At 71.9% G+C, this 17,283-nt stretch carries 18 protein-coding genes; 5 read left to right on the forward strand and 13 right to left on the reverse strand.

Going from position 1 to position 17,283, the window contains the following annotated elements:
* Window positions 1–48: 48 nt before the first annotated feature.
* Window positions 49–1,116, forward strand: a complete 1,068-nt coding sequence (hemE, locus tag OG975_RS36325) for a uroporphyrinogen decarboxylase (protein WP_406333614.1) — start codon at window positions 49–51, stop codon at window positions 1,114–1,116.
* Between the two features lie 4 nt (window positions 1,117–1,120).
* Here hemE and OG975_RS36330 read toward each other — a convergent pair whose 3' ends face one another.
* Entirely contained in the window at window positions 1,121–1,939 is an 819-nt protein-coding gene (locus tag OG975_RS36330) for a rhomboid family intramembrane serine protease (RefSeq protein WP_406333616.1), read from the reverse strand.
* A gap of 120 nt (window positions 1,940–2,059) precedes the next feature.
* On the opposite strand from OG975_RS36330, the gene OG975_RS36335 reads away from it, so the two are divergent.
* Window positions 2,060–2,392, forward strand: coding sequence for a hypothetical protein (locus tag OG975_RS36335; protein ID WP_381263734.1), 333 nt, complete (start codon window positions 2,060–2,062; stop codon window positions 2,390–2,392).
* Between the two features lie 88 nt (window positions 2,393–2,480).
* Here the strand turns inward: OG975_RS36335 and OG975_RS36340 are convergent, their stop codons facing one another.
* Together OG975_RS36340 and OG975_RS36345 are read right to left on the reverse strand one after the other, a co-directional pair.
* On the reverse strand, window positions 2,481–3,890 hold the full coding sequence (locus OG975_RS36340) for an FAD-dependent oxidoreductase (RefSeq protein WP_406333618.1): 1,410 nt from the start codon (window positions 3,888–3,890) through the stop codon (window positions 2,481–2,483).
* A 27-nt stretch (window positions 3,891–3,917) separates the two neighbouring features.
* On the reverse strand, window positions 3,918–4,910 hold the full coding sequence (locus tag OG975_RS36345; RefSeq protein WP_406333620.1) for a DUF4349 domain-containing protein: 993 nt from the start codon (window positions 4,908–4,910) through the stop codon (window positions 3,918–3,920).
* A 159-nt stretch (window positions 4,911–5,069) separates the two neighbouring features.
* Between OG975_RS36345 and hemG the strand changes: the two genes are divergently transcribed.
* Both hemG and hemQ read left to right on the forward strand, forming a co-directional pair.
* Window positions 5,070–6,530, forward strand: a complete 1,461-nt coding sequence (gene hemG, locus OG975_RS36350) for a protoporphyrinogen oxidase (RefSeq protein WP_406333622.1) — start codon at window positions 5,070–5,072, stop codon at window positions 6,528–6,530.
* A gap of 4 nt (window positions 6,531–6,534) precedes the next feature.
* Complete coding sequence (gene hemQ / locus OG975_RS36355) at window positions 6,535–7,266, forward strand: hydrogen peroxide-dependent heme synthase (protein ID WP_330307999.1); 732 nt, start codon at window positions 6,535–6,537, stop codon at window positions 7,264–7,266.
* Here the strand turns inward: hemQ and OG975_RS36360 are convergent, their stop codons facing one another.
* From OG975_RS36360 to OG975_RS36400, 9 genes are all read right to left on the reverse strand, one after another.
* A complete protein-coding gene (locus OG975_RS36360; protein ID WP_406333624.1) occupies window positions 7,267–8,961 on the reverse strand; it encodes an alpha/beta hydrolase in 1,695 nt (564 codons plus the stop codon).
* A gap of 120 nt (window positions 8,962–9,081) precedes the next feature.
* Window positions 9,082–9,876, reverse strand: coding sequence for a TIGR04222 domain-containing membrane protein (locus tag OG975_RS36365; protein WP_406333626.1), 795 nt, complete (start codon window positions 9,874–9,876; stop codon window positions 9,082–9,084).
* 129 nt (window positions 9,877–10,005) lie between these two features.
* A complete protein-coding gene (locus OG975_RS36370) occupies window positions 10,006–10,773 on the reverse strand; it encodes a DUF4142 domain-containing protein (RefSeq protein ID WP_406333628.1) in 768 nt (255 codons plus the stop codon).
* A gap of 249 nt (window positions 10,774–11,022) precedes the next feature.
* Window positions 11,023–12,480 (reverse strand): DUF692 family multinuclear iron-containing protein, encoded by a 1,458-nt coding sequence (locus OG975_RS36375; RefSeq protein WP_406333629.1) that lies wholly within the window; start codon window positions 12,478–12,480, stop codon window positions 11,023–11,025.
* Between the two features lie 176 nt (window positions 12,481–12,656).
* The gene (locus tag OG975_RS36380; protein ID WP_406333630.1) at window positions 12,657–13,451 is read right to left on the reverse strand and encodes a DUF4142 domain-containing protein; all 795 of its coding nucleotides are present in this window, start codon (window positions 13,449–13,451) and stop codon (window positions 12,657–12,659) included.
* 86 nt (window positions 13,452–13,537) lie between these two features.
* Window positions 13,538–14,149: a TIGR03086 family metal-binding protein gene (locus OG975_RS36385; protein WP_406333632.1), complete on the reverse strand. Its 612-nt coding sequence runs from the start codon at window positions 14,147–14,149 to the stop codon at window positions 13,538–13,540.
* Between the two features lie 62 nt (window positions 14,150–14,211).
* On the reverse strand, window positions 14,212–14,616 hold the full coding sequence (locus OG975_RS36390) for a hypothetical protein (RefSeq protein ID WP_406333634.1): 405 nt from the start codon (window positions 14,614–14,616) through the stop codon (window positions 14,212–14,214).
* Window positions 14,617–14,693: 77 nt separating this feature from the next.
* On the reverse strand, window positions 14,694–15,338 hold the full coding sequence (locus tag OG975_RS36395) for a TetR/AcrR family transcriptional regulator (RefSeq protein WP_406333635.1): 645 nt from the start codon (window positions 15,336–15,338) through the stop codon (window positions 14,694–14,696).
* Window positions 15,339–15,388: 50 nt separating this feature from the next.
* Window positions 15,389–15,760 (reverse strand): DUF4267 domain-containing protein, encoded by a 372-nt coding sequence (locus tag OG975_RS36400; protein WP_406333637.1) that lies wholly within the window; start codon window positions 15,758–15,760, stop codon window positions 15,389–15,391.
* A gap of 87 nt (window positions 15,761–15,847) precedes the next feature.
* On the opposite strand from OG975_RS36400, the gene OG975_RS36405 reads away from it, so the two are divergent.
* Window positions 15,848–16,426, forward strand: a complete 579-nt coding sequence (locus OG975_RS36405; RefSeq protein ID WP_406333638.1) for a TetR/AcrR family transcriptional regulator — start codon at window positions 15,848–15,850, stop codon at window positions 16,424–16,426.
* Between the two features lie 70 nt (window positions 16,427–16,496).
* On the opposite strand, the gene OG975_RS36410 is transcribed toward OG975_RS36405, so the two are convergent.
* Window positions 16,497–17,216: an aminoacyl-tRNA hydrolase gene (locus OG975_RS36410; RefSeq protein ID WP_406333639.1), complete on the reverse strand. Its 720-nt coding sequence runs from the start codon at window positions 17,214–17,216 to the stop codon at window positions 16,497–16,499.
* Between the last annotated feature and the right edge of the window lie 67 nt (window positions 17,217–17,283).

Raw genomic sequence — 17,283 nt, forward strand, 5'->3', positions numbered from 1 at the left:
GGCTGCCCCCGGGCCTGGTTGTCGGTGCGGCGTGGGAGACTTTGCGTCGTGAGTGATAACCACGGCCCTTCCGGCCAGCCGCCGACCGCCACGTACGAGTCCGCCTTCCTCAAGGCGTGCAGGCGCGAGCCCGTGCCGCACACGCCGGTGTGGTTCATGCGGCAGGCCGGTCGCTCGCTGCCCGAGTACCTCAAGGTGCGCGAGGGCATCCCCATGCTGGAATCGTGCATGCGGCCCGAGCTGGTCACCGAGATCACGCTCCAGCCCGTACGCCGGCACAACGTGGACGCGGCGATCTACTTCAGCGACATCGTGGTCCCGCTGAAGGCCATCGGCATCGACCTCGACATCAAGCCGGGCGTCGGCCCGGTCGTCGAGAACCCGATCCGCACCCGCGCCGACCTGGCCCAGCTGCGCGACCTGACCCCCGACGACGTGTCGTACGTCACCGAGGCGATCAAGCTGCTGACGGCCGAGCTCGGCTCCACTCCGCTCATCGGTTTCGCGGGCGCGCCTTTCACCCTCGCGAGCTACCTCGTGGAGGGCGGTCCGTCCAAGAACCACGAGCACACCAAGGCGCTCATGTACGGCGACCCGCAGCTGTGGGCCGACCTGCTCGACCGACTCGCCGAGATCACCTCCGCGTTCCTGAAGGTGCAGATCGAGGCGGGCGCCAGTGCCGTCCAGCTCTTCGACTCCTGGGTCGGCGCCCTGGCACCCGCCGACTACCGCCGCTCCGTGATGCCGGCGTCGACCAAGGTCTTCGAGTCCGTCGCCGGGTACGGCGTCCCGCGCATCCACTTCGGTGTCGGCACCGGTGAGCTCCTCGGCCTCATGGGCGAGGCGGGCGCCGACGTGGTCGGCGTCGACTGGCGTGTCCCGCTCGACGAGGCCGCCCGCCGCGTCGGCCCCGGCAAGGCGCTCCAGGGCAACCTCGACCCGGCCGTCCTGTTCTCCTCGACCGAGGCCTTGGAGACGAAGACCCGCGAGGTGCTCGACGCCGCCGCCGGTCTCGAAGGCCATGTCTTCAACCTCGGCCACGGCGTCCCGCCGACCACCGACCCGGACGCGCTGACCCGGCTCGCGGAGTACGTCCACGAGCGGACGGCCCGCTGACGCCTCACCAACTGTGCCGCGCCTGCCTGCCCCACAGCAGGCGGCGCGGTTCCGGTGGGGGCGGGGTGCCCGGGCGCAGCGGCCAGGCGAGCAGCATGCCCGCGAGGAAGCCGACCACGTGCGCCGAGTACGCCACCGTTCCCGCGGTCGAGACTCCGCTGCCGGACGAGTACACGGCCTGGAGCACGAACCAGAAGCCCAGCACGATCCACGCGGGCAGCCGCAGCGGCAGGAAGACCAGGAACGGGACGAGAACCCAGACCCTGGCCTTCGGATAGAGCACCAGATAGGCGCCGAGGACCCCGGCGATCGCTCCCGAGGCGCCGATCAGCGGGTCTGACGAGGTGTCGTTGAGGAGCGCGAAGCCGTATCCGGCCGCGTAGCCGCAGGCCACGTAGAACAGCGTGAACCGCACATGCCCCATGCGGTCCTCGATGTTGTTGCCGAAGATCAGCAGGAACAGCATGTTGCCCAGCAGATGCAGCCAACTCCCGTGCAGGAACATCGCCGTGAACACCGACAGCGGCGGCGACTTGTCGTAGCTCGGCGGGCCGACCACACAGCCGGTGCCCTGCGGCCCGGCGCCCACCTCGCCCGTGGGCACTGTCCGGGGCAGCTGATGATGGATCAACTCCTGTGGCACCGCGGCGTAGTGGTCCAGGAACGCGTGGAGGTGGCACAGCTGCGAGAGGGCGCTGTCCCCTGCCACCGATCCGGCTATGCCGGGGGTGTAGAGGAACACGAGAACATTCGCGGCGATCAGCGCGTACGTCACATAGGGCGTGCGCCGTACCGGGTTCACGTCATGGACGGGGATGACCACAAGGAACTAGTGCCCTCGACACGCGGTCGCTGAACGCCGACATCCCCTCGTGCGTATGTCTCCTCAACCGCCCGCGCCGCGACGAAGACGCGACGCGTGGAAGACGTGAGGACACAGGCGATGAACGACCGAGTTACTCCTCCGATGCATGCCCTGCCCGACGGCGAGGCGGAAATCGCCCTGGTGCTGCACCTCCCGTGGGAGGACGTCGCCGCGCTCGGCCAGGAGGCGGGGCGCCTCGCGGCGCGGATGCAGCGGCCGGTGACGCTGGACGAAGCCGTCAGTCATCGGTTGCGGTCCGCCCGGTCGGCGGCTCATGCGAAGCCGGCGCAGGCGCCTCCGGCGGTTGTGGCGCCGGCGTCTGTTTCGTCGTTGCCTGCGCGGCCGCCGGCGGAGCAGGCCCGGCAGGCGATCGACCGGATCAATGGGACGGCCGGGCACGAGTCCGCGTAATCGCGCCGCGGGGGCTGGGGTCGAGTGTTGGCTGCCGGTTGTGTGTGGCTGGTCGCGCAGTTCCCCGCGCCCCTTTGGGGCGCTCCTGTTACCCGGCGTTTTTACGTACCTTTGCTACCGCCTTGCGGGCCGCGACCAGCACGGGGTCCCAGACCGGTGAGAACGGGGGCGCGTACCCCAGGTCCAAAGCTGTCATCTGTTCCACCGTCATGCCCGCGGTCAAGGCCACCGCGGCGATGTCGACGCGTTTCGCGGCGCCCTCGCGGCCGACGATCTGGACGCCGAGGAGGCGGCCGGTGCGGCGTTCGGCGAGCATTTTCACGGTCATGAGGGCGGCGTTCGGGTAGTAGCCGGCGCGGCTGGTCGACTCGATGGTGACGGTCTCGAACTGGAGGCCCGCCCTGCGAGCGTCCTTCTCGCGGAGCCCGGTGCGGGCGATCTCCAGGTCGCAGACCTTGCTCACCGCCGTGCCGACGACACCGGGGAACGTGGCGTACCCGCCGCCCACGTTGGAGCCGATGACCTGCCCGTGCTTGTTGGCGTGCGTGCCCAGCGCGATGTGCCGTTCGCGGCCGGAGACCAGGTCGAGCACCTCGACGCAGTCGCCGCCCGCCCAGATGTTCTCGTGCCCGCGCACCCGCATCGCCAGGTCGGTGAGCAGCCCGCCGTGCTCGCCCAGGGGCAGGCCGGCCGCCTTGGCGAGCGTCGTTTCGGGGCGTACGCCGATGCCGAGGACCACCACGTCCGCCGGGTACTCGGCGTCCTCCGTGGCGATCGCGCGGACCCTGCCGTCCTCACCGGTGAGGATCTTGGTGACCTCGGCGTCGTCGACCATGGTGATGCCCATGGCCTCCATGGCCGTGTGCACCAGGCGGCCCATGTCCGGGTCGAGCGTGGACATCGGCTCCTTGCCGCGGTTGACGACCGTCACCTCGTACCCGCGGTTGATGAGCGCCTCGGCCATCTCCACACCGATGTAGCCCGCCCCGACGACCACCGCGCGACGGCCCTCCGTGGCCGCCAGCGTGTCCAGGAGGGCCTGGCCGTCGTCCAGGGTCTGCACACCGTGCACGCCCGGAGCGTCGGCGCCCGGCAGGTCGGGGCGGATCGGGCGTGCGCCGGTCGCGATCACGAGTTTGTCGTACGACGTCCACTCCTCGGCCCCGGATTCGAGGTCCCGGGAGCGGACGCGGGCGCCCTCGACGTCGATCTCCGTGACCTCCGTCCGCATCCGCAGGTCGATGGCGCGCTCCCGGTGCTCCTCGGGCGTCCGCGCGATCAGCCGGTCCCGTTCGGGGACGTCACCGCCCACCCAGTAGGGGATCCCGCACGCCGAGTAGGAGGTGAAGTGCCCCCGCTCGAACGCCACGATCTCCAGCTCGTCCGGCCCCCGCAGCCGGCGTGCCTGTGACGCGGCGGACATGCCCGCCGCGTCACCGCCGATCACGACCAGTCGTTCCCTGGCCCCGCCCTTACCGCCCGTACGGCTCATGCTCATACGAACACGCTACGGGGGCCCGGCATTTCAGTCCTCCTCGCCACCCTCTCCGGACACCGGCGGAGCCGCGGGCAGCGAGCCCGTCGTCGCCGGAACGGGGGCCGTCGCCGGTGCCGCGCGACGCGAGAGACGGGGCAGTACGAGACGTACCCACAGCAGCACGAGCAGTGCCGCGCCCGCCGCGAACGGGAGGACCGCGCCGAGCGCCATGGCGATCCAGCGCAGCATCGTGACGAAGGCGTTCCAGCCGCCCGTGACCGCGTCCACGAAGCCCGGGTCGTCGTCCTTCTTCTCGGCCTTCTTCACCGGGGTCTCGGACAGCGAGAGCGTGATGGTGGCCAGGCTGGTGCGGTCCTTCAGGGACGCCTGCTGGGCGAGCAGCGCCTCCAGGTCGGACTCACGGCTGCTCAACTCGCCTTCCAGGGTGACCACATCGCTGAGCTTGGTCGCCTTGTCCATGAGTTCGCGGACCCGGGCCACGCTGGCGCGCTGCGACTTGATGCGGCTGTCCACGTCCACGACCTGGTCGGTGACGTCCTGTGCCTTGGCCGTCCGCTCGATGACCTTGCCCGCGCCCTCCAGGTCGGCGAGTACCTCGTCGTACCGCTCGGTGGGCACGCGCAGCACGACGCGCGTGCGCTCGTGGCCCTTGCCGTCGCGGGTGGTGGTCTCGTTGCCGACGTAGCCGCCCGCGTTCTCGGCCGTGGTGCGGGTGTCGTCCAGAGCCTTGGGAACGTCCTTGACCTGCACGGTCAGGGAGGCGGTGCGGATGATGTGGCTCGCGGTCAGCTTGGGCGGAGCGGTGGCCTTGGAGCCGTTCGCCCGGCTGCTGCCCGCGGCGCCCGGTTCGGCCTTCCCGGCGTCCTGGGCGGCCGCCTTGTCGGCAGCGCCCCCGGCGTCGCTGCTGCTCGCGCTGTCGTTGGCACCGCTGCAGCCCGTCAGCGCCAGGGCGGCGGCGAGTAGCGTCCCCGCCAGGACCTGGACGGGCCGTGCGGAGCGTGCGGAGTTTCGTGTGCGCATAAGGGCCTACCCCCGAGGATCGCGTCGACTGACGCTCCTTCGACGCCCGGACGGGCCGGGACGTTGGCCTGATCCGGTCCCGATGCGGTCACGGTCAGGACTCGTGCGGGACACCGGACTCCTGAGGGGAGTGTCGGTGGGGTCTGAGAGGGTGGAGGCATGCGCGAAGAGGAGACTCGTACGGGTACGGGACACGTCGTGGTCATCGGGGGCGGGATCGCCGGTCTGGCCGCCGCTCACCGATTGCTGGGCCGCGGCGCGCGCGTGACCGTCCTGGAGGCGTCGGACCGCGTCGGCGGCAAGCTGCTGCCCGGCGAGATCGAGGGCGCGCGGGTCGACCTCGGCGCCGAGTCGATGCTCGCGCGCCGCCCCGAGGCGGTGGCCCTCGCCCGCGAGGTCGGCCTCGCCGACCGCCTCCAGCCGCCCGCCACGGCGACGGCCTTCCTGTGGACCCGCGGCGCGCTGCGCCCGATGCCCAAGGGCCATGTCATGGGCGTCCCCGGCACCGCGTCCGCCCTCTCCGGGATCCTCTCCGACGAGGGCCTGCACCGCATCGAGCGCGACGCCGACCTGCCCCGCACAGAGGTGGGCGACGACGTGGCGGTGGGGGAGTACGTGGCGGCCCGCCTCGGCCGCGAGGTCGTCGACCGCCTGGTCGAGCCCCTCCTCGGCGGTGTCTACGCGGGCGACGCCTACCGCATCTCCCTGCGCCTGGCCGTCCCCCAGCTCTTCGCGGCCGCCCGCACCCACACCTCCCTGACGGAGGCGGTCCGCGAGATCCAGGCGAAGGCGGCCGCGGCCCAGCAGACCGGCCCGGTGTTCATGGGCATCGAGGGCGGTGTCGGTCAACTGCCGCTGACGGTGGCCGAGTCGGTCCGCGCGCGGGGCGGCGAGATCGTCACCGGCGCCCCGGTGACAGAACTGCGCCGCGCCGGGGGCGTCGGCTGGCAGGTCGTCGCCGCGGGCCGAGCGCTCCGAGCGGACGCCGTCGTCCTCGCCCTGCCCGCCCCGGCGGCCGCCACGCTGCTGCGCGCCGAGGCACCCGCCGCCGCGACGGAGCTGGCCGCCGTGGAGTACGCCTCCATGGCGCTGGTCACCCTCGCCTACCGGCGCGGCGACATCACCCTCCCCGAAGGGAGCGGTTTCCTGGTGCCGCCCGTCGACGGGCACACCATCAAGGCGTCCACCTTCGCCTCCCAGAAGTGGGGCTGGATCGCCGAGGAGAACCCTGACCTGCTCGTCCTGCGCACATCCGTCGGGCGGTACGGCGAGACGGAGATCCTCGGCCGGGAGGACGCCGACCTCGTGAAGGTGTCCCGGCACGATCTGCGGGAAGCGACCGGCCTGGCCGCCGAGCCCCTCGCGACCCGGGTGACCCGGTGGGACGAGGGGCTGCCGCAGTACCCCGTCGGGCACCACGCGCGCGTGGCCCGCATCCGCGAACACGTCGGCAAGCTCCCGGGCCTCGCCGTGTGCGGCGCGGCGTACGACGGGGTCGGCATCCCCGCGTGCATCGCGAGCGCGTACGCCGCGGTCGACCAGCTCGGCGGCGACGGCACCGGCCTGGACGCGCTGAGGGCGAACCCGGTGCAGAGCCTCCACGGCGGAGCGGGAGAATAGCCCCATGAGTGACGACGCCCCCACCACCGGCCCCGCCAAGATCCCGAACAAGGGCAAGTTGGCCAAGGACCTCAACGAGGTCATCCGCTACACCCTGTGGTCCGTCTTCAAGCTGAAGGACGTGCTGCCCGAAGACCGCGCCGGTTACGCCGACGAGGTCCAGGAGCTCTTCGACCAGCTCGCCGCGAAGGACGTCACCGTCCGCGGCACGTACGACGTGTCGGGGCTGCGCGCCGACGCCGACCTCATGATCTGGTGGCACGCCGAGACCGCCGACCAGCTCCAGGAGGCGTACAACCTCTTCCGCCGCACCAAGCTGGGCCGCGCCCTGGAGCCGGTCTGGTCGAACATGGCGCTGCACCGCCCCGCCGAGTTCAACCGCTCGCACATCCCGGCGTTCCTCGCGGACGAGACGCCGCGCAACTATGTGAGCGTCTACCCCTTCGTGCGCTCCTACGACTGGTACCTGCTGCCCGACGAGGACCGCCGCCGCATGCTCGCCGACCACGGCAAGATGGCCCGCGGCTACCCGGACGTGCGCGCCAACACGGTCGCCTCGTTCTCCCTCGGTGACTACGAGTGGCTGCTGGCCTTCGAGGCCGACGAGCTGTACCGCATCGTCGACCTCATGCGTCATCTGCGCGCCTCCGAGGCCCGTATGCACGTCCGCGAGGAGGTCCCGTTCTACACGGGCCGCCGCAAGGACATCGCCGAACTGGTCGCGGGTCTCGCCTGATCAGGGCGCCTGTCGGGCGGTCTTCGAGTCCTCGGAGTGCGATGAGCTCTTCCAGCTTTCCGGGCCTGCTGAGCCTGTTGAGCTCTCCGCACTCTTCGAACGACCGCCCGGCGCCGCCGGCTTCGGCTGCGCGTGCGGCGCGCACGCCGCACTGCGCTCAGGGAGCCGGCCCTCCAGCACATACGCGTCGAGGTAGCCGTTGACGCACTGGTTGGGCCCGCCCCCGATGCCATGCGTCCCGGCCCCGTTCTCGGTCACCAGGACCGAGCCCGACAGCCGCCGCTCCAGCTCCAGGGCCCCGTCGTACGGCGTCGCCGCGTCCCGGTCGGCCGCCAGGATCAGGGTCGGCGGCAGCTTCCCGGGCAGCGCCCGCACATCGAGCGGCTCCTGCCGCGGCACCGGCCAGTACGCGCACGGCAGGTTCATCCACACGTTGTCCCACGTCTCGAACGGCGCCCTGCGCGCGAGGCGCGTGTTGTCGCGGTCCCAGGTGCGCCAGTCGGTGGGCCAGGACGCGTCGTTGCACTCGACGGCCGTGTAGACCGCGCTGCCGTTCTCCTGCTCGACGGCGGCCTCCGGATGCGGACCGGCCTGCTCGATCAGCGGCTTCGGGTCGCCCTTCAGATAGGCGGACAGCGCCATGGCGCTCTGCGGCCAGTAGTCGTCGTAGTACCCGGCCTGCAGGAACGCGCCCTGCAACTGGCCCGGCCCCACCTTGCCGCCCGCGGGCGACGCGGCCAGCTGCGCCCGCGCCTTCTCGTAGCTGTGCAGCACCTCTTCGGGGGTGGCGCCGAGCCCGTACACCTTGTCGTGCCGGGCGATCCAGGCGCGGAAGTCCTCCCAGCGGCCCTCGAACGCGGCCGACTGGGCGAGGTTGTTCCGGTACCAGATCTGGTCGGGGTCGGGATTCACCGCCGAGTCGAAGACCATCCGGCGTACGTGCGAGGGGAACAGCGTCGCGTAGAGGGCGCCGAAGTACGTCCCGTACGAGGCGCCCATGAAGGTCAGCTTCTGCTCGCCGAGCGCGGCGCGCAGCACATCCAGGTCGCGGGCGTTGTTGAGCGACGTGTAGTGGCGCAGGGCGCTGCCCGAGCGCTGGGCGCAGCCGCGCGCGTACGCCTTCGCCTCCGCGATGCGCTCCTTCTTGTACGACTCCGAGGGATACGTCGGCGACTGCGAGGGCGCCTTCACGAAGTGCTTCGGGTCCTGGCAGGACAGCGGGGCGGAGCGGTCGACACCGCGCGGGGCGTAGCCGACGAGGTCGTAGGCCGCCGCGATCGGCTTCCACTCGGGGAGGAAGCCGATCAGCGGGAAGAACATGCTGGAGGCGCCCGGGCCGCCGGGGTTGTAGACGAAGGCGCCCTGGCGCGGCACCTTCCGCTTGGAGTTCCTGGCGTCCTTGCCGGTGGCCTTGACACGGCTGACGGTCAGCTTGATCCGCTTGCCGTCGGGATGGGCGTAGTCGAGGGGCACCGTGACCGTGCCGCACTGGAGATCACCCGGGATCGGCTGCGCCTTGGAGCACTTCCCGAAGTGGATGCCCGCGGCCGCGGCGCGTTCGGCGGCGACGGCGGTGCCGCGCATCTCGGCGGCGCCCGCCGGCTCCGGCCGGATCGGTTCGCCGCCCGCCGGGGCGGCGACGAGGGCGGTCAGGATCATGGACCCTGCGGTTCCGTATAGGACGGCAGCTCTCATCGGGAATCCCTTCAGCGCGCGGCAGCGACAAAAGGGATGTTTCGTTCGACGGTTGGCGAAGTAAAGCACCGGGCCGCGGTGTCGGCCCCAATGACCCCTATGCGCCCCCTGGGGCGCCCCTCAGCCCCTTTCCCCGGCCTCGCGCCCGGGGTCGCGGTCGCGGTGCGTGAAGGCCGCGCGCAGGTCCGGCTCGCCGATCGCGCGAATGCCGCGTACGGCGATGGAGGTGAGGTACGTACGGTCGTCGCCGGTGTCGTCGCCATACCGGGCGAGGGTGCCCAGCAGCCGCTGTCCGGCCGGGGAGGCCCAGCGCGTGTAGGGGTGCACCTCGATGCGGGCGATGGCGAGGCAGCTCAGCGTGAGGATGAGCGGGAGCAGGAACCAGACCGCGACCGGCACCGCGTTCTCGGTGGTCTGCGCGGGCAGCAGCACGGCCACCGCGCCCAGCGCGAGGACGGCCGCGGTGGCGGCCTGCACCTGGCGGACCGCGCCCGCGACGGTGGTGCGGGCGCCGTCGGGCACGGCGAGGCCCGCCGCGACCAGGTGGTCGGCGAGGCGGCGTACCGAGTCCGCGGCGGCCGTGGTCGCCCGTACCGGCGCTATCCGGGACTGGCCCTCCGGGCCGATGGCCCCTATGACCGAGCGCTCCATCTCGTCGCGCCCGCGCGGGTCCACGACGGTCGCCCAGCCGGTGTGCGCGAGCAGCAGCCGGCGCTGGCGGGCCATCGATACCAGCGTCAGATCGGCGACCCGGTCGGGGCCGCCGCACAGGAACGCCGCCTCGTACAGCGTGAGGTCGTGACCGCGCGCCGCGTCCGCGTCGACGGCCGCCGCGCGTACGGCGGCCAGGCACAGCCGGGTGCAGGAGGTGCCGGCCGCGGCCCAGGCCAGGAGCAGGAGAAGGACCCAGAACATGGCGTTTTTCTATGCGAACGGCCGGGCGGGCGCCATGGTTTGTTCACTATATGGACGGAGTGTTGTCGGTGCGTGACGTTCCGCTTGACGTCCGGGGAGCCCTGAGTGGCTGTGGACGGCCAAGGGGAGCTAGGGGGTTGAGGAGGGATTGGCCCGCGAGGCGGCCGGCGGGAGGGAATAGCCCGCAGCCGGGGTCACCGGGACCGGCGAACCCGGCGACCGCGTCGGGCCGGGCGGGGCCGGGGAGTTGGTGAGGGGCGGCGGGCTCGCGGTGGCCGCGTCCTGGGCGAGGGCGTCGAAGTCGACGTATCCGGTGGCTTCCAGGACCTTGATGTGGTCGAGCACGGTGGTGTTCGCGTCGTCGGCGAGATCGCGTACGAGCGAGTTGCGGGTGTTCGCGCGGACCTGGGCGACCACGGAGAAGACCTTGCCGTGGGCCTTGCGCAGGATGTTCGCGAACTTCCGGTCGTAGTCCGTGCCGTGCGCCGCGTCGAGCGTGGCCAGCCACTGACGCTGCTGCGGATTGGGCTGGTTGGGCAGCTCCAGGCCGAGCCGCGCCGCCACGTTGCGGACACGGGAGTCCAGGAACGTGTGACCCTCGATGAGGTGCTCGCCCGCCGCCCGTACGGCCTGGGTGGTGCCGCGCTCCTGGGCCTGCTGGCCCGCGGGCAGCTCCCACAGTCCGGCGAGGCGGACCTTGGTGATGAACTCCCGGTCCAGCGCCGACAGCGGACCGAACTGGGTCGACACGGTCTGCGCGTTCAGCGTGTCCAGGCCGGTGCCGGAGCGGTCCGCGTACGACCAGATCGGAAAGACCAGCGCGACGAGCGTCGCCGTGAGGGCCGTGATGATGAGCCCTGTTCCACTGACCAATCCGGTGCGGTTGATGGATCGCATGGTGCCTCCTGTTGCGGCACCGCACGCTAGTGCGCTTCGGGTGCGGCTTGGCATGTTACTGCGGCCGCTACGGCAACTGCCGTACGAGGAGAAGGGCTTGGACGGTGGGTGGAACGCGCAGGATGGGGTACTTCGGGCGTACGCCAGACCATCTGAAACGCTCGCAAACCGCTCCCTGACAGAAGTCGCACAGAGAGCGGTGTTAACCCCGGCACACTCTGCGGCGGGGCCGGTCGGCCAGGCGCGTACTCAGCGGCGCAGCAGCACCCGGCGGGTGGCGCGGGCCAGCCGGGCCGTGGGGCGCCGCGACAGCGGGGCGGGGCCCGAGCGCTCCAGCCACCAGTCGCGCAGCCGGCTCCGCGTCTCCGCGTCCTCGGGACGACCCGCGAGGAGCAGCTGCTCGGCGAAGTCGAGGGCGTCGCGCCGGTAGCCGCCGGTCATCGGATGACCCTGCGCATACGCGAGAAACGCCGGCCGGTATCCCGCGCCCAGGATCGCCGGCAGTTCCGCCGCCACCTTCGCGACGACGTCCGCCCGCTTGGCCGCGAGGGCCCGCGCCTGCACTCCGAGGCGTACCCGGTCGAACCCTTCGGGCACGGGGGTTCCCGCGACGAGCGCGGACAGCAGGGCGGCCTGCGCGAGGGCGAGGCGCTGCCGGGCTCCGGTCTCACCGGGGGCAGGGTTCGTGGCATCACCGGCCGGCGCGTCCGTGCCGCTTCCGGCCTCTCCGGCCTCGGGGAAGGGGCCGTCCGTGCCGGAGCGCCCTGCCGGAGCCGCTCCCCGGGCGCTTCCGGCCTCTCCGGCCTCGGGGAAGGGGCCGTCCGTGCCGGAGCGCCCTGCCGGAGCGGCTCCCCGGGTGACCGTCACCCCGGCGCCCGCCTTCTCCAGCGTCTCCCGGATCGCCCCCAGCTCCCGCTCCAGCTCGCCCGGGTCCGGGAAGTTCTCGTCCCGTTCGAGGAGGACCCCCGGTGGGGACACGCGGGAGGCGAGGTCGGCCAGGATGTCGAGGACGGGCCGGGGGACGGGGTGGGCGTGGCTGTCGTGCCAGACACCGTCACGTTCGAAGCCGCCTGCGACATGGACGTACGCGATGGCTTCGACCGGGAGTTCGTCGAGGGCCTTGGCGGGGTCCTCGCCCCGGTTGACGTGGTTCGTGTGGAGGTTGGCGACGTCGATGAGGAGGCGTACGCCGGTCCGGTCGACCAGGTCGTAGAGGAACTGGCCCTCGGTCATCTCCTCGCCGGGCCAGGAGATCAGCGCGGCGATGTTCTCCACCGCGAGGGGAACGGGCAGGGCGTCCTGCGCGATCCGGATGTTCTCGCACAGGACGTCGAGGGCGTCCCGGGTGCGGGGAACCGGCAGCAGGTGCCCCGCCTCCAGCAGCGGCGACGCGGTGAGGGGACCCCCGGCCCGCACGAACGCGATGTGCTCCGTGACCAGCGGCGAGCCCAGCGCCTCGGCCCGCTCGGCGAGCGCGACGAGCTGGGACGCGTCGGGCCGGTCCGCACCGCCGAGGCCCAGCGAGACCCCGTGCGGCACCACGGTGACCCCACGCTCGCGCAGCCGCAGCAGCGACTCGGGGAGATGCCCGGGGCACACGTTCTCGGCCACGGCCTCGACCCAGTCGATGCCGGGCATGCGCTCCACGGCCTCGGCGATCTCCGGCCGCCACCCGATTCCCGTCCCCAGCCGCTTCAGCTGCTTCATGTCCCCGTCCCCGTCTTCTTCGTCCGTTACGACCCGACCAGACCTTGCGTGTCGTCTCCTTACGACGGACCTGTGTTCCGGCGTGACGGAGTCATGGCCCCGGGACCCGGGGCCGAACCCATGGAAGGGGACGTTCAGAGCAACATTTGAGGTTTCGCGTGGCTGCTGGAGCGCGGCTACTGGAGCACGTTGTCGGAGTCCTTGGGATCCGGCCGGCTGGTGTTGATGTCGGCGCCGGCCGTAGGCAGCGCCGACGGACTCGACGAGACGTCCACGCCGTTGCCGGGCTGGACGGGCGGCGCGGAGGCCGCCGACGCCCCGATGGTCGGTGCCGGGGGACCGGTGGGGCTGGCCGTCGTGGTGGCGGCCGCGGCCGCGGCGATGGCGTCGAAGTCGACGTTCCCGGTCTTCTCCAGCATCGTGATGTGGTCGAGCACGGTCAGGTTGGCGTCGCTGGCCAGCTGTCGCACGAGCGTGTTGCGGGTGCTGTTGCGGACCGCACCGATCGCCGGAAAGATCTTGCCGTGGGCGGACCGCAGCAGGTTCGCGAACTTGTACTCGTATTCCTTGCCCGACGCCGCCGTCAGCTCCTGCAGCCAGCCCTGCTGCTGCGCGTTCGGCTGGTTCGGCAGCTCGACATTGAGCTGGGCCGCCACGATCCGCACCCGCTTGTCGAGGTCGGTGTGCCCGACGATCAGATGGTCGCCCGCTTCCTTGATGGCCTTGGTGGGGGCCCGCTCGATGGCCTGCTGCCCGGCCGGCAGCTCCCACAGCCCGGCCAGCCGCACCCGGACGATCAGATCCCGGTCCGCGGCGGTCAGCGGCCCCCAGCGTGTGTTCACCGTCCCGGCGGCGACATTCGCCGCGCCCGTGCCGGAACGGTCGGCGTACGACCACACGGGGAACGCGAGCGCTCCGACGGTGGCGACGAGTGCCGCGATGACGAGGGCGCTGCCGTTGATACGCCGCAAATTGAGCCTCCCGGGGCAAACCAACTGGTCGTTGGGAACCATTACTTGGCCAGTGCCAGGAGGTACGTACGGGACGACCGTGCTGTTCAGCTCGTGGGCGGCCACTTCTGCGGGTCGCGTCCCAGCAGCCGCAGCGCCTCGTCCAGGGGGTCCGGCCCGGCCGGCCCGTCGAGGACCGGCGCGAACGCGAAGCCCGGCCCCCTGCCCGCCGGATCCGTCGGCACGCGACGCGCGACGGCGAGCGCCGCGTCGAGGACATGGCCCGGCAGGCCGATGCCGACGCCGAGCGCGGCGGCCACGTCCCACGCGTGCACCACGTAGTCGATGAGGTGGAAACCGACGGCGACCCGCCCGGGAAACCCGGCCCCGAGTTCAGGCAGCGCGAACTCCCGCTCCGTGACGCCCGGTTCGGCGAACGCGGCGAGCACCGTCGTCACCGCGCCCCGGTACGTCCGCCCCGGATCGCTCATGTCCTGCGGCTCCCGCCAATACGCCGCCTCGCGCCCCGCCCCGCGTGCGGCCGCCGCGAACCCGTAGTGCTGCGCGGCCATGTGTGCCACCAGCCGCCGCAGCGTCCACCCCGCACAAGGGGTGTCCCGCTCCCAGTCCGCCTCCTGTGCCAGCCCCACGACCCTGAGCGACTCCTGTACGGCGATCCGGTCGAGCTCGACGATGTCCGGTCCGGTCGTTCTCGTCATGTTCGGTGTCCTCCAGCCTCGCTGTTCCGGTCAGGCACGTGCCCGATCGGACGCGTTCTTCGTCAGGCGCCGTTGTCGATCAGGTGACGTGCGTACGCCCAGGCCTCCGCCGCGTCGAAGCGCTCGGTCTCCCATCCCGCCGACCGCAGAACTCCGCGACCGCGGTGCGCGCGCACGATCCGCACGTGGTCGGGCCGGCCGACGAACTCCTTGAGCCCCGCCGCGTCCGCCCAGACCGAGACCGACCCCGAGCGCCGCCGCATCGGATCGGCCCACAGCCACATGCCGATCGCGCCGGGGGTGTCGGGCCAGGTGCCGCGCAGCCGCAGCCCCGCGAGGGCGACGGACCAGGACTGCCGGAAGGTGTCGGCGGTGAAGTCGGTGAAGCTCACCACCGCCGGTCCGGTGGGGAAGTGCCTCTGGGGGCCTGGCTGCCAGCGTGAGCGAAGGATCCTTGGGTGGCTCATGGACCGAGCATAAAACTAAGCGAACGGTCGTGCTACTTGTTTCGCCGAACCGCCGGGCCGCTCAATTGCCGTGCGTGTTACGAGACTTCAGGAACCCGGGACGGATCCGTCGCCGCCGCCCGCAGCCGGGAGGTGATCGCGACGCGGGCCCTGCGGTAGGCGACAGTATCGTCGCGCAGGACGGAGAGGGCGTTGGCCGTCTCCATCAACGCGATGAGTTCGAAGGCGAGTTGGGGGGCGTCCGTGTCGGGGCGGAGGTCGCCGAGGTCGCGGGCCTCGGTGACGGTGCGCTCCACATGGTCCGTCCAGTCCCGCTGGGCGCGGACCACCGCGTCGTGCACCGGCCCCGGCCGGGCGTCGAACTCGGCGACGACCTCGTAGAAGAAGCAGCCGCCCGGGAAGACCCGGCCCTGGGAGTAGTCCAGCCAGAGTTCGCACAGGTGCCGGACGCGGGCGATCCCGGCCGGGGCCTGGGCCGCGGGCCGGATCACCTGCTCGACGTAGATGCGCCCCGCCTCCCGCACCGTGGCCAGTTGCAGCTCCTGCTTGGAGCCGAAGAGGGCGAAGACCCCGCTCTTGCTGAGCTGGAGCTCGGTGGCGAGACGTCCGACGGACAGCGCCTCCAGGCCCTCGACGGAGGCGATGTCGACGGTGCGGCGGAGGACCAGCTGCCGCGTACGGTTGCCGCGTTCGACCCTGCCGTCCAGTCGGGTCCCGGCCATCGTGCCCCCCATGTCCGTGCCTGTGGGAAAAGCCTAGCCCGAGTGCCCTCTCAGGCCGCGAAGAGCAGTGCGGCGCTGACGAGGACGACCACGGCGGTGGCGAAGTGGATCCCGAAGGCGACGGCCTTGGTGCCGCCGTGGCGCAGCACTATCAGGGTGTCGCCGAGCGGTGCCAGCGCCACGATCAGCATGAACCACGCCTCGGCGGTGGCGCCGGCGAAGGCGAGCAGAGCCAGGCCCATGACGCCGAAGGTGGCGTCGCGCAGGCCCTTGATCTCCAGGTAGGCGACGTCGCCGTGCGGCTTGGCCGGAACGCCGTAGCCGGTGGCGGCGGGCACCGGCTGAAGCAGGAACCGCGCGCCGATGAACAGGACGAAGAGGTCGAGCACGATGGCAAGGCCGTAGGCCGTGGGAGTAAGCATGTCGGATCTCCTTGCTAGCAGTGCTAGGGGCAAGAGCGAAGCTAGCATAGCGTCGACATGAAAGCTAGCGGTGCTAGAATCATGGCCATGTCGATCCAGACGCGCCGAGAGCGCGAACGAGCGGAGCGTGAGCGGCTGATCGTCAGGGCCGCGCGGGAACTGGCCGAGACCGAGGGCTGGGACGCGGTGACCACACGACGGCTCGCCGCCGAGATCGAGTACAGCCAGCCCGTGCTGTACAGCCACTTCAAGGGCAAGGACGCCATCATGGCGGCCGTCGCGGTGCAGGGCTGCGCCGAGCTCGCGGAGGAGCTGCGCGGGGCCCGCACGTCGGCGCCCGATCCCGGTGCGGCCCTCGCCGCGGTCGGCGCGGCCTACGCGGATTTCGGCGAGCGGCGCCCCGCGCTGTACGACGCGATGTTCACGTACGCCGTCGACCTGCCGTTCGCCACAGCGGAGGCGCCCCCCGCTCTGTGGGCCGCCTTCGGCGAGCTGTGCCAGGCCGTCCAGCCGTTCACGGGCGACGACGACCCGGGCATCCTCACCGAGACCTTCTGGAGCGGCCTGCACGGCCTCGTCACGCTGATGCGCAGCGGACGCCTGCCCCGCGAGGGCCACGCCCACCGCCTGTCCCTGCTGATCGGGCACTTCGCCCCGGCAGCCTGACCGTCTTGGCTCGGGGCGTGTCGGGGCCGGGTGTCGGTGTCGGTGTCGGTGTCGGTGAGGAGTGTGGGGGTCAGCCGCGCAGTGCCGGATGGTCCGCGACCACCGTGCACGAGCCCGGTGCGATCTCCGTGAAACCCGCGTCGCGGACCAACGGGAGCCCGGAGGTGGTGAGTTCACGCCAGCGGGCCGGGTCGGCGGTGCGCACGGCGAGCGGGAAGCCCTCGTCGCGCCAGGCCGCGCGCTCCTCGTCGGACAGGTCCCACCAGGCCAGTTGGGCGCCGTGACCCGCCTGCGCCATCGTCTTGCCGGCCGACATGCCGAGGTCGGGGTTGAGCCACAGCACCGGCGCCGTCGGGTCGGCGTCCAGCAGCGGCTCCGGGTCGTCGAGGTCCGTGCCGGAGACCTGGAGCCGGGCCAGGTCCTTGGGCCAGCCGTCCAGCGGGACCGGCGGGAAGACCCGTACCTCGGCGGACTTCCCGGTCACCGTGATCCCGGGCAGCGCCTCGGCCCGCCGCCACTCGGCGCCCCGCGCCCGTCGTACGACCTTGCGGATCCGCGCGTCCTGCCAGTCCCGCATCGCCTGCGCCCATTCCCCGTCCCCGAGGGACCGCTCGTCGCTGAGGACGGTCAGCACGGCGCGGGCGGCGGTCTCCAGCGCGTCGGTACGCGCCGGGGGAGCGGCCTTCTCGATACGGACGACCAGAGGCAGCACGAACTGAGGTGCCTCGTCGCGCGCGGTGCGCTCGGAACGGAAGGGGCTGTCGCCGGGAACGGAGGGATCACTGGTCACGTCCTCCAGTCTGCCAGGCGGAAGATCGGTTCTTCCCCGGGCAGCCGCGAGGACGAGCGAGGATGGC

Source organism: Streptomyces sp. NBC_00203 (assembly GCF_045206325.1).
GTDB lineage: Bacteria > Actinomycetota > Actinomycetes > Streptomycetales > Streptomycetaceae > Streptomyces > Streptomyces lutosisoli.